The 14,772-nt window shown below is 61.6% G+C and carries 7 protein-coding genes; 4 read left to right on the plus strand and 3 right to left on the minus strand.

Annotated features, from left to right (window positions below; translation table 11 throughout):
* Positions 1 to 144 precede the first annotated feature (144 nt).
* Both CLH62_RS11455 and CLH62_RS11460 read right to left on the minus strand, forming a co-directional pair.
* The gene (locus tag CLH62_RS11455) at positions 145 to 2,409 is read right to left on the minus strand and encodes an ATP-dependent DNA helicase (protein ID WP_228152834.1); all 2,265 of its coding nucleotides are present in this window, start codon (positions 2,407 to 2,409) and stop codon (positions 145 to 147) included.
* Positions 2,406 to 4,115 carry a VRR-NUC domain-containing protein gene (locus CLH62_RS11460; protein WP_099618283.1) on the minus strand — a complete coding sequence of 570 codons (1,710 nt, stop codon included), beginning with the start codon at positions 4,113 to 4,115 and terminating at the stop codon, positions 2,406 to 2,408. Before CLH62_RS11460 ends, CLH62_RS11455 begins: the two co-directional genes overlap by 4 nt.
* Positions 4,116 to 4,220: 105 nt before the next feature.
* Between CLH62_RS11460 and folM the strand changes: the two genes are divergently transcribed.
* The gene (folM, locus tag CLH62_RS11465; RefSeq protein WP_099618284.1) at positions 4,221 to 4,928 is read left to right on the plus strand and encodes a dihydromonapterin reductase; all 708 of its coding nucleotides are present in this window, start codon (positions 4,221 to 4,223) and stop codon (positions 4,926 to 4,928) included.
* A gap of 5 nt (positions 4,929 to 4,933) precedes the next feature.
* On the opposite strand, the gene CLH62_RS21535 is transcribed toward folM, so the two are convergent.
* Positions 4,934 to 5,056, minus strand: a complete 123-nt coding sequence (locus CLH62_RS21535; RefSeq protein WP_265734807.1) for a hypothetical protein — start codon at positions 5,054 to 5,056, stop codon at positions 4,934 to 4,936.
* A 78-nt stretch (positions 5,057 to 5,134) separates the two neighbouring features.
* Here CLH62_RS21535 and recC point away from each other — a divergent pair, with 78 nt between their 5' ends.
* Genes recC through recD form a run of 3 tightly spaced genes read left to right on the plus strand, consistent with a single transcriptional unit; the run spans position 5,135 to position 14,729 of the window.
* Positions 5,135 to 8,755 carry an exodeoxyribonuclease V subunit gamma gene (gene recC / locus CLH62_RS11475; RefSeq protein ID WP_099618286.1) on the plus strand — a complete coding sequence of 1,207 codons (3,621 nt, stop codon included), beginning with the start codon at positions 5,135 to 5,137 and terminating at the stop codon, positions 8,753 to 8,755.
* Positions 8,752 to 12,477 carry an exodeoxyribonuclease V subunit beta gene (gene recB, locus CLH62_RS11480; RefSeq protein ID WP_099618287.1) on the plus strand — a complete coding sequence of 1,242 codons (3,726 nt, stop codon included), beginning with the start codon at positions 8,752 to 8,754 and terminating at the stop codon, positions 12,475 to 12,477. The genes recC and recB overlap by 4 nt, the downstream gene beginning before the upstream one ends.
* Entirely contained in the window at positions 12,474 to 14,729 is a 2,256-nt protein-coding gene (gene recD / locus CLH62_RS11485; protein ID WP_099618288.1) for an exodeoxyribonuclease V subunit alpha, read from the plus strand. Before recB ends, recD begins: the two co-directional genes overlap by 4 nt.
* The last annotated feature ends 43 nt before the right edge of the window (positions 14,730 to 14,772 follow it).

Consider the following 14,772-nt stretch of genomic DNA (forward strand, 5'->3'; position numbering starts at 1 on the left):
CGGGGCCGAGCCTCGGCAGTTGACTGACCGGGCACACTCCCAGATTAACGCTGTCTCCACATCTCATCTGTTCGATGGCCAACACAGGTTACTGGTAAACCCGGCAACTGAGCAGACTCACTCGTTGGCGGATAGTCGGCTTCCCTAAACGGAGCTTTTCGGGAACCACCAGCGCGGCAAAAGCCGGTTGATCCCCGGCTGTAGAAACCGATCATCAATCAGCCAGATTACGCCCTCGTCCTCCGGCGTACGGATAACGCGCCCGGCGGCCTGGGCCACTTTCTGCAGGCCGGGAATCAGGTAGGTGTACTCGTAGCCGGCACCGAAACGCTGCTCGAGGCGGGCCTTCAGAATTTCATGCCAGGCGTCGAACGGTGGCAGACCAAGGGTGGCGACGAAGGCGCCGATCAATTGATCTCCCGGCAGGTCAATGCCTTCGCTGAACACGCCACCGAGCACCGCGAATGCGACACTGCCCTCTGATTCTTTGAAACCCGCGAGAAACGCTGCCCTCTGCTGGGGTGACATACCCGGTTGCTGGGCCCGCTGGGGAACATCCGGCGCTTCACGGGCCAGCACGTCACTGACCTGCCTGGCGTATTTGAAGCTGCTGAAAAACGCCAGGTAGTGCCCGGGCCTATCGCGAAACTGGCGGGCAATAAGGTCGGCGATCGGCTTCAGCGAGGCTTCCCGGTGAACCTGACGGGTACTGACGCCTGGAGTGAAGTGTACCTGCAACTGGTCGGCACTGAACGGGCTGGGCAGTGAGGTGAAGCGCGAGTCCTCCGGAAGGCCCAACAGATCCCGATAGTAGACACCCGGGCTCAGGGTGGCGGAAAACAGCAGCACCGAGTTCGCGGCTTCAAACCGTTCCCGTAAAAAATCCGCCGGTATCAGGTTCTGGATGGTCAGACTGGCGCGGCCCCGACCGGCCCTCTGGAACTCGCACAGGGAGTGGTCACCGAAGGAGTCTGCGAGTTTCATAAAAGCCACACTTTCAAACAGTAGTTCCTGCAAAGCCAGATCCGGCGGATTATCGGCCAGGTAATCGGAAAGACTGGAGACCATGGCTTGCAGGGCGCCGAGCAACTGGGCGGGCAGGCTCTCCAGAAAGACCGGGGCGTCATCCTCCCTCTGATGATCCCGGATCAGGCTCTGCCAGGCCCGGGCCGTGCGGTCAATTGCCGACTTCAACGGCTTGGGAGCCGCTTTTTTCAGCCTTAGCAATCGTTGCTGGTCCAGCCGCACCGAATACATGCCCCGGCCCCGGTCCACCAGGTTGTGGGCTTCGTCCACCAGAACGCTGGCCTTCCAGTTATTCTGGCGAATCAGACCGTGGAGCAGGGCGGATTGGTCGAACAGCCGATTCACGTCGCCGACCACCACATCACTCCAGCGGGCCATTTCCTGGGCCAGGAAATAGGGGCAAATGTCATGACCCGCGGCGATCTTCGCCAATATTGCCTTATCAAGGGTACTTTCGGTCTGGGCGGCTTCAGCCCGGGCATCCGGCAGGCGGTCGAAAAAGCCTTCGGCGAGGGGGCAGGAGTCACCATGACAGGCCTTGTCCGGATGTTCACAGGCGTCGTCTTTCGACACCAGCTCCAGGGTTCTCAGGGGCCAGTGCGGCGCGACCTGGGCCGAACGCAGGCGCGCCACCGCATCCATGGCAAGCTGGCGGGCGGTGTTGCGGCAGGTCAGGTAGAAGAGCCGGTCCTGCTGTGCCGCCGGCATGGCCATCAGGGCGGGAAACAGGGTACCGAGGGTTTTGCCCAGACCGGTCGGGGCCTCAAGCAGCAGGGTGCCGGACTTCACCGAGTTCTTGTAGACGGTCTCCGCGAGCTGCCGCTGCCTGGGGCGGAACGCCGGGAAGGGAAACGTCAGCCCGGAAAGCAGGGCATCGCGCTGCTCCCGGTGGTGTTCTTCCTGTTCAGCCCAATCCTTGTAAAGGCCGCACAGAGCTTCCAGCTCCTGCCAGAGCTCGTCCGCGCTGGCGTTTTCAACAACCGGCGTTTCCCGGTCCTTGCTGGCGTTGTAATAGATCAGCGCCAGTTCCAGTTTTTTCCGGTTTTCCTGGCGGCACAGCAGCGCGCCGTAGGCCCTCAGCTGGGCCCGATGGAGCGACCGTTGATGTTCGCGGATGCGGGACAGATCGCCCCGGTGAGTCTTGATCTCTTCCAGTCGTCCACGGTGCGGGTTATAGACATCCGCACGCCCGGAAAGCTCTAATCCCAGACATTCTCCGGTAAGTGAGTACTCGCTTATATAACCGTAACCGCGCCGGGACTGGATTGCCTGGTGGCCGGCAATGCCCTCCTCGGCACTGGGCGCCGGGGTGTAGCGGAAATCCAGATCGCCCTGGCGGGCAGCAAACTCGCAGAGGGTGCGGATGGCAACCTTCACCGTCATTCCGGCACTCCAGTTTCCTGCCAGCGTACGTAACAGACACTGGCTGGAATCCCCGCACCGGCGAAAAACTCAAGCCAGCGGATCTGGTGGTCCTGCAACCGATCACCCGGACCTTTCACTTCGATCATTTCGTACTGGCGATCAGGCCCTGTGTTGCCAGGGTGAAACCGGATCAAATCCGGAAAACCGCTGCGGTGTTCCCGGATATTCAACAGCAGGCGACGGAACAGTCGCTCCAGATCCGCCGGTGGAATACAATCCAGCGCCAGGCTCAACAGTTCCTCGGTGAGTACCGGCCAGATCACGAAGGGGTTGGTGGTACCCTGTTTGGCCCGGTAATTGTCCAGGATGCGCTCCCGGTAGCTGTTATCCTGCAGGCAGGCGAAACACCGGTCGAACGACGCCTGGCGACGGGCCACGAAATCTTCCCGGGTCAGATCCGCCGGCCCCACGTGAAACGGATGGAAGAAGGCACCCGGCACGGGTTCAAAGATAGTCTGCCAGCACAACAGCCCGAATAAGCCATTAATGAGGGTGTTCTCCACATAGAACACCGGCGAATCGTCCCGCCACAGATGCTGTTGCGCGGCGAATTCCACCGAGCCCAGCGCCGGTTTTGGCAGGGTCAGGGTGAATTCCCGGATAGGCGGAGGAGTAAGCGCCGGCGGAGGTCCCTCACCCAGCTTTGCGGCAAGGCGTTTCAGAATGCGTGCCAGCCCCTGGGCCTCGGCGTCGCTCAGGTCCTGGGTTTGCCACCGCGAGGCGATGGCCCAGGCTTCCCGGTGACGTTTCATCCGCTCCAGCAACCGGAGCTGCTTCAGCCGCGCTTCCCGGTGGCCACTGGTGCCGAATGCCTGCAGGGCCAGCTCCCGCTCCCCCTGCCGTTCCGCTTGCCGGCCCAACTCCAGCAACAGCCGGTCCCGGCGGCTGGCCAGCCAGGCGTTGTCCGACGGCGCAGGCACCTCTGGCCAGACCTCACGGGCGGGCACGCCCTCGTCCAGCCATTCCCGGCACTGGTGCATGGTCAGGTAGATGTCCACCTCCGAACGATGCTGGAACGCCCTGGAATCCGGGGTGAATGTCACCGGCTCGTAACGTTGATGGCCCAGTTCCACCAGAACGAAATCGGACCAGCTCTGGCGCAGGTTACCGAAGAACATCAACCGGACCCGGTCAAACAGCGCCATAGGATTGATGCAAACAACCGGTTGCACGTCCATCCCAAGCCAGTCCGCCAGCGACAGCGCATCGGGAAAAGATTGCTGCAATACCTCCAGCATTTGCCATTTCGGCAGGGTTTTTTGCCATCCCGCTTCCTGCAGCGCCGCCGCGAACACCGGACGTAATTCCCCCAGGGTATACAGACGAAACAACTGGTCGAGGGTGAGCAAAGGTTCCGCATCCAGCCAGTAGTCCGCCACCAGTTCTTCCAGCGCTTCGCTTTCCGGCACGCCGAGTTCCGGGTAGCGCAGTTTATCGGCACGAAACAGTTCACCCGTACGCATCACCATCCGGGTCAGCAGCGCCCGTGCCGGCAATGAAAGCGCCTGAAATGCTCTCAGCCGGTCCTGCTCCTCCGTGGTCAGCAAATCGGCGTGGTGATTCAACACCCAGCCAACCACTGTCTCCATGTTTTCGAGGTAATACAGCGGATTCTCGAGATCCGCCGTACCCGGTCTGGTGTCCATCGGACTCTGAAATGCCATAGCCTGGTTCAGTTCTCTCGCAAGTGGTCCCCGGGGTTTAAGCAGACGCAATGACCCGGGTGGGCGGCGTAAACGTATCGACAGGTTCGATTACAGGAGAACCCCATGACCGCACCTATTCTGATCACCGGCGCCGGCCAGCGCATCGGTCTTGCCTTTGCCAAAGCCTGTCTTGAACAGGGCCAGCCCGTTATCGTTACCTATCGCAGCTACCGCCCTGCGGTCGACGCCCTGCAAAAAGCCGGTGCCGATTGCATCCACGCGGATTTTGCCACGAATGAAGGGATTGATGCGTTTGTTGAAACCCTCAAGACGAAAACCGACCGCCTGAGGGCCATCATTCACAATGCCTCGGACTGGATGCCCGAAAGCGATGAGTCTGACACCGCGGAGGTGATGAATGCCATGATGCAGATTCACGCCATGACCCCTTACCGGCTCAACCTTGCGTGCCGGGGGCTGCTGGAGAACGGCGATTCCGTTACCGACATTATCCACATGACCGATTATGTGGTCGAAAAGGGCAGTGCAAAACACATCGCCTATGCCGCCAGCAAGGCGGCGATGGCAAACCTCACACTGTCGTTTTCAAGATTGCTGGCGCCGCGAGTCAAGGTCAACAGTGTTGCCCCTTCACTGATTATGTTCAATGAAGGGGACGGCGACGCCTATCGGGAAAAAACTCTGAAAAAATCGCTGATGGGAATAGAACCCGGTGTGGGGGTGGCCGTGGCAGCCCTGCACTTTCTTCTGAACAACCCGTACTTGACTGGACGGACTATCGCCCTGGATGGGGGTCGTCACCTGGCTTGAACGCTTCAGATGCCCTGTTCCGCCGGGAGCAGGCGAACGCCGGCGATTTTCCAGACGCTCGTTTCATCGGCTTCAGCTACTCGCCACGACCCGTTAACCTGAAGCTGAGCTTTACTGTAATCAGACATTTCAGACTGTCCGCATCTGTGGTCACATACGGTAACCTGTGGCATCAGGATTGAACTGCACACCAGACAAGGAAACCCATGGCCGCTCCGTCCATCGATAAACCCGCCGCCATCGAACCCGGCTTTCACGCCATTCACGCCAACCACCTGGAAGACCTGCGCCGGGCGGTGGTGTACATCTGCCGCCAGAACCCGATGCCGCCACTGCAGAGCGAAACCTTTCTGGTGCAGAGTAACGGCATTGCCCAGTGGCTGAAGCTGGCATTGGCGGAAAAGCGCACGGAGGATGGCATTGAGGGCGGTCTGGGTATTGCCGCCGGCATGGACTTCCTGTTCCCGGCCCGATTTATCTGGCAGGCCTACCGGGCGGTGTTACCGGACGGCGAAGTGCCGGAGCAGTCGCCCTTCGACAAACGTCGGCTGGTATGGCGCCTTTACCGGTTGCTGCCGGAACTGGTGGGGCAGGACAACGCCTTCACACCACTGGCCCGGTTTCTGGACGGCACCGACCCGGATCTGCGCAATTTCCAGTTGGCTGAGAAAGTCGCGGACCTGTTCGATCAGTACCAGGTGTTCCGGGCCGACTGGCTGGCAGCCTGGGAGCAGGGCAAGGATGTGATCATCACCGCCCGGGGCGAAGAAAAAGCGCTGGACCCGGAAACACTCTGGCAGCCGCTGCTCTGGCGCAAGCTGGTGGACGACGTGGGTGAAGCCGCTCATTCCAGCCGTTCGCAAATCCACACCCGCTTTATGGAACAGGGCCAGCGCATCAACGCTCCGGCCAATCCGGCCCGGCTGCCCAGGCGTATTGTGGTGTTTGGCGTATCATCACTGCCCCGACAAGCCCTGGAAGCCCTGTACGTTCTGAGCCGGTTCAGCCAGGTGGTGCTCTGTGTCCACAATCCCAGCCAGTTCTACTGGGCCGATATCATCAGCGACCGGGAGCTGCTGAAAGCCGAGCGCAAGCGGGGCGAGGCCCATCCGGTACTGTCACAGATCGATGATCCGGACCAGTTGCACCAGCACGCCAACCCGTTACTGGCGGCCTGGGGCAAGCAGGGCCGGGACTATATCCGCCTGCTGGACGAGTTCGACAACCCCGACGAATATCGGGACAGCTTCCGTACCCCGGACCAGAAAATCGACATCTTCTCGGAACACGGCGCTGGGGAGAAACCCTGCCTGCTGCACCAGCTGCAGAACGACATTCACAACCTGACGCCGCTGCAGGAAATCCGCGAGCAGAACCGCCAGCTGGATCTGACCCACGACCATTCCCTGGTGTTTCACGATGCCCACGGCCCCCAGCGGGAAGTGGAAATCCTGCACGACCAACTGCTGGCCGCCTTCAATGCGGATCCTGACCTGCGGCCCCGGGATGTGATCGTGATGGTGCCGGATATCAACGTCTACGCGCCCCACATTCAGGCGGTGTTTGGCCGTTACCCGCCCGGCCGCAAGCGCCACATTCCCTTTACCATTTCCGACCAGGGCCAGCGCCACCACGAGCCGGTGCTGATCGCCCTGGAAACCCTGATGTCGCTGCCCCGCAGCCGGTTTGGAGTCAGTGAAATCATCAGCCTGCTGGAAGTGCCCGGTATCCGTAACCGCTTTGGCATCCGCGAAGACGAGATTCCCCTGGCCCGGCGCTGGGTGGAAGGCGCCAACATCCGTTGGGGCCTGCACGGCCAACACCGGCAAAGCCTGGACCTTCCCGCCGACCTGGATCGCAATACATGGCAATCCGGGCTGCGGGCCATGTTATTGGGTTACGGCATGGGCGAAGACGAGCCCTGGGGCGGCGTGGAGCCTTATGGCGAAATCGGCGGTCTGCAAGCCAGCCTGGCCGGCCGCCTGAGTGAATTCGTGCATCAACTGGAAACTCTGTGGCAGGCGCTGCAAAGCACACGAAGCCCTGGTGACTGGGAAATCCTGTTCTCGGATATGCTCGGGCAGTTTTTCCACAAGGTCGAGGGCAGCGATCTGTTGCTGCTCAACCGTTTCCGCCGCCAGCTGGAACAGTGGCTGGAGGACTCTCTGGCCGCCGGTCTGGATACTCAGCTCCTGCCCCTGAACATCGTCAAGGATGTCCTGCTTGAAGGCCTGGACGAAGGCGGTCTGAACCAGCGCTTCCTGGCCGGCAAGGTGAACTTCGCCACCCTGATGCCGATGCGGGCCATTCCCTTCCGCAAGGTCTGCCTGTTGGGCATGAACGATGGTGATTATCCGCGTTCCCGGCCACCGGTGGATTTCGACCTGATGGCGCAGGATTATCGGCCGGGGGACCGTTCCCGCCGGGAAGACGACCGCTACCTGTTCCTGGAAGCGCTGCTGTCGGCCCGGGAACAGCTGTACATCAGTTGGGTAGGGCGCAGCATCAAGGACGACTCCGAACGGCCACCGTCAGTGCTGGTGGGCCAGCTCCAGGACCATCTGGACAGCCTGTGGTCCGTGGCCGGGCAACCCGATGCAAACGTCACCAAAGCCCTGACCACGCAACACCCGCTGCAACCTTTCAGCCGGGCCTATTTCCCGAAAGCCAATGGCATGGGCGAGGGCGGCGGTGACAGTGAGCACAACCCAGCCAAACCCCTGGCCCAGGTGCTTCAGGCCCGAAACCTGTTCACCTACGAACGGGAATGGCGCAGCGCCCATGGCGTTGAAGCCGCAGATCAGGTGCAGGATGCGTTGTGGTATCAGGCGCCGGAGGAGCCCATCAGCCTGAACGATCTGGCTGGCTTCCTGAAAAAGCCCATCGACACTTTCTACCAGCGTCGCCTTCAGGTGCGTTTTGACGATGTGGAAGACGACGACACCGACAACGAGAACTTCGATCTGAACGGTCTGGACCGATGGCGCCTGGATAACGAACTGATTCACCAAGGCCTGCTGAAAGCCGGCTCCGAAGAAGAGCTGTACGAACGTCTGGAAACCACCCTCAACCGCATGGCCCGCCGGGGCGACCTGGGCATGGGGGTAACTGAACACCGGCTGCGCTCGGAGCTGTCCGGACGGTTACCGGATCTGTTTGAGCGTTATCAGAGTGCCCTGGCCGAGTGGCCGGAAGCCGTGGCCGAGCCCCTGCCCTTCGACTACCGGCTTGAAAACGCAATGGGGGTCGTGGACGTGGTGGATCTGATCGACAGCCTCCGCTGCAACGCCGACGGCCAGTTGTGCCGGCTGGTGGTGGCCCGTTCCGGCCTGCTGACCAGCTCCGGTAATGGCAAGAAAGTCCGCTACGCCAACCTGATGCGGGACTGGGTGATGCACCTGGCCGGACAGCTCAGCGGGCAGCCGTTTGAAACCCTGATCCTGGGCAAGGAAGAAGGCCGCAAGTTCAGCTTTTTGCCAATGGCACCGGAACAGGCGAGGCAGTATTTCGACGCGATTCTCAGTTGCTGGATGGCCGCCACCACCCGGGCACTGCCGATTCACTGCGATGCCGGCTTTGCCTGGATTTACAGCTTCTACCAGAGCAAGAAATTCCTGGGTGACCACGAACGGGCCATCAGCGATGCGGAACAGGCCTACAGCACTGCCCTGGAGCGGGATACCGGCTATCTGCGCGGGGCCTTTGAAAGCCCGGAGTTATTGCTGGCCAGTGGCGAGTTCGAAGCTTTGTTGCATGAACTCTATGTGCCCCTGTGGGAAGCGGAGCAGGGCAAGTCCGCGGCAGAACAGATCGGGAGCATGGAATGACTGACCAGATGAGTAACCGTAACCCCAACCTGGATCCGCTAGCGCTACCCCTCAACGGCAGCGCGCTGATTGAAGCCAGTGCCGGCACCGGCAAAACCTTCACTATCGCCATCCTCTACGTACGCCTGGTGCTGGGCCATGGCCAGACCCAAGACAGCCCACTGCAGAACCTGCTGCCGCCCAATCTGTTGGTGGTGACCTTTACCGAGGCCGCCACCAAGGAACTGCGGGATCGTATCCGCACCCGGCTGACCCAGGCCGCCGAGGTGTTTTCCGATGCGCCCGACGAGCCCGAGCCACCGGCGGAAACGGCGCTGATTTACCAGCTTCGGAATGAAGGCTATCCGGACCCGGCGACCTGGCCAGACTGCCGGAAAAAGCTGCTGCTGGCCGCCGAATGGATGGACGAGGCCGCGGTGTCCACCATCCACAGTTTCTGCAACCGCATGCTCAGCGAACACGCCTTCGACAGTGGCAGCCTGTTCAAGCTCCCCCTGGAAACCGACCAGAGTGAACTGCTGGACGAAGTCGCCCGGGATTACTGGCGCACCTTTGTTTACCCATTGCCACCGGCGCTGATGGACGAAGCCCTGAGTCACTGGAAAACCCCGGGGGAATTGCGCAAGGCCGTGCGCAACCTGATCGATGAGCCGGACAGCCTGGGCACACCGCCAAACGACGTAGACCAGGCCATCAATCAGGTGGTGAGCCAGCGCCTGGCCCGATCGCAGGAACTGAAAGCCTATCCCTGGGCCCAGTGGCAGGGAGACGTGAGTGACCTGCTGAACGATCTGAACAAGAGCAAACGGCTCCACGGCGGTAGCAAGAACGCGATGCTCAAGGTCTGGGACCCGCTCGTTACCTGGGCCGAATCCGATGACCTGCTGCCGGACAAGCTGGAGAGTGTCGCTGGCTTCAAAAACCAGACCCCGGAAGGCATGGATAACATTCTGAAAGGGGACGATCCCGCGCCTCATCACCCGGCTTTCGATGCCATCGAAGAACTCATGGCGTTCTCCCAGAATCAGCCCAGTGCCAAGTCCGACATCCTGCGCCACGCCAGCCACTGGATGGCCGAACGACTGGAATCGGAAAAACAGAAACGCTCGGAAATGGGGTTTGATGACCTGCTCACCCGCCTGGACGATGCCCTGCACGGACCTCGTGGCGACCAACTGGCCGCCACCATCCGCCGCCAGTTCCCGGTGGCTCTGATTGATGAATTCCAGGACACCGACCCGGTGCAGTATCGCATTTTCGACAGGATCTATAGCGTGGCGGATGGTGCCCCGAGTACCTGCCTGCTGATGATCGGCGATCCGAAACAGGCCATCTACGGCTTCCGCGGTGCGGACATTTATACCTACCTGCAGGCCCGCCATGGCGTGAAAGAACGCACCTGGACCCTCGGCACGAACTTCCGTTCCGCCAAACCCATGGTGGCGGCGGTGAACCGGGTGTTCGAACACAGCGACCAGCACAGCCGCGATGGCGCCTTCCTGTTCGGCAAGGGCGATACTTCGCCGCTGCCGTTCCAGGGCGTGGCGGCCAACGGTACCAAACGCCTGTGGTCGGTGAACGGCGAACGGCAGCCCAGCCTGATGTTCTGGACCCACGAATCCGGAGAAGAGGGCAAAGACGGCACCCCGAAAGGCCTGGCCAAAGGCACCGCCACCGCCGATGTGGCGGAAACCAGCGCCAGCGAAATTGCCCGGCTGCTGACCCTGGGTCAGGCCGGGCAAGCTGGCTTTGCGCTGCCGGACAACCCCGCTGACCTGGAACCGGTCGCCCCCAAAGACATCGCCATTCTGGTCAACAACCGCAACGAAGCGGGTGCGGTGCGGGATGCCCTGGGCCGACGACGAATCAAGAGCGTGTACCTGTCGGACCGGGATTCGGTGCTGACGTCCCAGGAAGCCAAAGAAATGCTGTGCTGGCTGCGGGCCTTCGCCGAACCCCGGCAACTGGCGTATATTCGCGCAGCGCTGGCCACGCCCACCCTGGGCCAGTCCTGGCAGGCCCTGGACCTTTTGCTTACCGATGAACTCGCCCTGGAGCGGCAAATCGAACGGTTCATGGGTTACCAACAACAATGGCAGAAACAGGGTGTGCTGCCGATGCTGCGCAGCTTCCTGATGGATTTCGGAGTACCCGGCCGGTTGCTGCAACGGGCCGATGGCGAGCGGCGGCTGACCGACATTCTGCACATCGCTGAACTGCTGCAGCAGGACAGCCTGCAACTGGACGGCGAACACGCCCTGGTGCACCACTTCACCCAGATTTTGCGGGCCGCCGACGAGGAAGACGAACACCGCACCCTGCGCCTGGAAAGCGACGCCGGGCTGGTAAAAGTGATTACCGTGCACAAATCCAAGGGCCTGGAATACCCGTTGGTGTTTCTGCCTTTTGGCACGGCGTATCGAGCCCAGAGTGAAAAGCAGGCGTTTGTGCACTACCACGATAGCCAGGGCAAACTGATCACCGTGTTCGATCCCACTCCCAACGACGTCGCCAAAGCCGACCAGGAGCGCCTGGGCGAGGATATCCGTAAGCTCTACGTAGCCCTGACCCGGGCCCGGTTTGCCACCTGGGTCGGCGCTGCGGCCCTCGACAACTGGCAACAAAGTGGCCTGGGCTATCTGATTGCCAGTGCAGCACCCAGCCGCATCACCGACTGCCTGACCCGGCTGGGTGAAGGCCGGCCGGAAATTACCGTAGCTCCGCTGCCAGAGGCCGAACCGACCCAGTACACCGAACCGGCACCGGAAGCCCTGGGGCCTGCGCTGGAATCCACCCGTGAGGCGAAAGAGGACTGGTGGATTGCCAGTTACTCGTCCATCGAGTACACCGGCATGGCGGGCACCGGTATCGCCTTCACCGGCGAGGTGGAGGACGCCCAGACCCAGAACCTGCTGGAAGAAAGCGCCCAGGACGAAGGCGAACAAACGTCCCCGATACCGGACCATCGCAACCACCACAACTTCCCCAAAGGCGCCGGCCCCGGCACCTTCCTGCACGAGCTGCTGGAATGGTGCAGCCAGCACGGCTTCCAGCGGGTTGTGGATAGCCCAGCCATGCTCCGGGAGCAGCTCAGCCGCCGTTGCGGCACCCAGGGCTGGAGCGACTGGGTGGAACCGCTGGAACGGTGGTTACTGGCATTGATCACCCGGCCACTGCAGCTGCAACGCTCCGGCAACGAAAGCGTCAGCCTGGCCGACCTGGCCACCCTGCGCCCGGAACTGGAATTCTGGTTCGAAAGCCGTAATGTCAGCATCCAAAAGCTCGACCAGCTGGTGACCCATCACACCCTGAATGGAGCCGACCGGCCCCGGGTCGAAGAGAACCGCTTCAACGGCATGCTCAAGGGCTTTATCGACCTGGTGTTTGAACACAACGGCCAGTACTACGTGCTCGACTACAAATCCAATGCCCTGGGTGAGAACGACAGCGCCTACACCGATCAGACCATGGGTGACGCCATTCTGAATAAACGCTACGACCTGCAATACGTCCTCTACTTGCTGGCCCTGCACCGCCTGCTGAAAGCCCGGCTGCCCGGTTACGACTACGACCAGCACATAGGCGGGGCGGTGTACCTGTTCCTGCGAGGGGTCCATTCCCCCAGTGGGGGAGCCTTCACCGACAAACCGCCAAAGGCCCTGATAGAACAGCTGGATGCCCTGTTTGATGGCGAACAGGTATCTGGGGAGGTAGCCGCATGAGCCGTACCCGGAACACTGACAATCAGATAACCCTGGATTTGGGGGATGACCCCGCGGCCACTGCTCCGGCGCCAATCGCCGAATCCAGAGCTGTGGATAAATCCGGCTTGCTGGCCAGCCTCGAACAGACCGAAGCGTTGCTGCAGCAATGGCAACTGGCGGAATGGATCCGCCCCCTGGATGTGGGATTTGCCCGGCTGATTTGTGAGCTGTCGGAAGAGCAGGGCGAATCTCCGAGCCCGCTGATCCTGCTGCTGGCAGCATTGACCTCCCATCAGGTGGGCCGGGGCCATGTCTGTATTGATCTGGCCAACCTGCTGGCGGATGCGGGCAACACCTTGTCGCTGCCGCCGGAGGAGCCGGCTCGCGATACTCTCACTCAATCCAAAGCCGCTGAGCTGAACCAGCTGAAACCCGGTGATCTGCTTGCGCGGGTCACCCTGGCCGACTGCCAGGTCGCCCTGAGCGGATCTTTAGCGGTAAGTGATGGCTCACTGACTACGCCACTGGTATTGAACGAGACCCGACTCTACCTGCGCCGTTTCTGGCGGTATGAACAGCGCATTGCCGACGGCATCCTGCAACGGCTGGCCTTACCATCACCCCTGGCCGACCCGGATTCCGCTGCGGCCCAAACCCTGGCCAAAGCCCTGGGCCAACTGTTCCAATCACCGGAACCGGTTGATTACCAGAAACTGGCCTGCGCCCTGGCCGCCCGTAACCGCTTCGCGGTCATCACCGGCGGCCCCGGCACGGGCAAGACCACCACCGTGGTAAACCTGCTGGCAGCCCTGCAGGCGGTGGCGGGAGAGTCTCCGCAACGGGCCGGCCGGAAATACCGCATTCGTCTGGCCGCCCCCACCGGCAAGGCTGCCGCCCGCCTGAACGAATCCATTGGTGGTGCGGTCAGTCGTCTGCCACTGGACCAACTGCCGGGCAAGGTACACCTGGAGGACATTCCCACCAGGGTCACCACCCTGCACCGTTTGCTCGGCAGCCGGCCGGATACCCGCAAGTTCCGCCACAACCGGGACAACCCGCTGCTGGTGGATATTCTGGTGATCGATGAAGCCTCGATGGTCGATGTCGACCTGATGGCCTCGGTGTTCGACGCCCTACCCGCCAATGCCCAACTGATTCTGCTGGGGGACAAGGACCAGCTGGCTTCGGTGGATGCTGGCGCAGTACTGGGTGAGCTGTGCCAGCGCGCTCTGGACGCGCATTACGCACCGGACACCGCCCGGTGGCTGGCGGCCATCACTGGCGATCCGGTCCCGGACACCCTCATCGACCCGAACGGCCAGCCCATGGATCAGGCCGTGGCCATGCTGCGCAAGAGCTATCGGTTCGAGGAAGACAGTGGCATTCGCAAGCTGGCAGAAGCGGTCAATACCAGCGCTCTGGACAGCGCGGTGTTACGCCAGATCCGGGAGGCGGAATTCGAGGATGTGATCTGGCTCAATAGCCAGCACGCCAAACCCGAGCTTGAACAAACCCTCGATCAGATCTGCCGACACGCCATCAACGGCACACCGGAAGCCTTCCGCAACGCCGGCCAGGGGCGGGTCGTGAATGATAAGGCACTGCCGCCACCGGTGGGTTACCGGCACTACCTGGCAATGATGCACAACCATGGACTGAGTGCTGACAGCGACCGGGACGACTGGGACGCCCACGCCGCACAGGTGCTGGAAGCCTTCAACGACTTCCAGATTCTCTGTGCCTTGCGCAAAGGGCCCTGGGGCGTGGAAGGCCTGAACGACCGGGTCGCCCGGCATCTGCTGGCGGAAAAGCTGATCCCGAGAGCGGAAGGCTGGTACGCCGGCCGGCCGGTGCTGGTCACCGGCAATGACTACAACCTGGGCCTGATGAACGGGGATATCGGCATTACCTTTCGAGTACCCTGGGACAAGACGGAGAACGGTGAGGCCAGGGACACTCTGCGTGTCGCCTTCCCGAGCGGTGACAGCACCGGTGGCATCCGCTGGATTTCTCCCAGCCGGCTGCAGCAACTGGAAACCGTATACGCCATGACCGTGCACAAATCCCAGGGTTCCGAGTTCAACCACACCTGCCTGGTGCTGCCGGATCGGCTCAGCCCGGTACTGACCAAAGAACTGATCTACACCGGCATCACCCGGGCGAAAAACTGGTTCAGCCTGATCACCGGCGATGCCCAGGTGCTGAAAGACAGCGTCGGTCAGCAGGTGGTGCGGGCTTCCGGGCTGGCGCTTCGGCTTGAAGAACGTTAATGCCCAGGCTTGATGCGACAGTAAGGGGAGGGGCCCTTCCAAA

Source organism: Marinobacter guineae (genome assembly GCF_002744735.1).
GTDB lineage: Bacteria > Pseudomonadota > Gammaproteobacteria > Pseudomonadales > Oleiphilaceae > Marinobacter > Marinobacter guineae.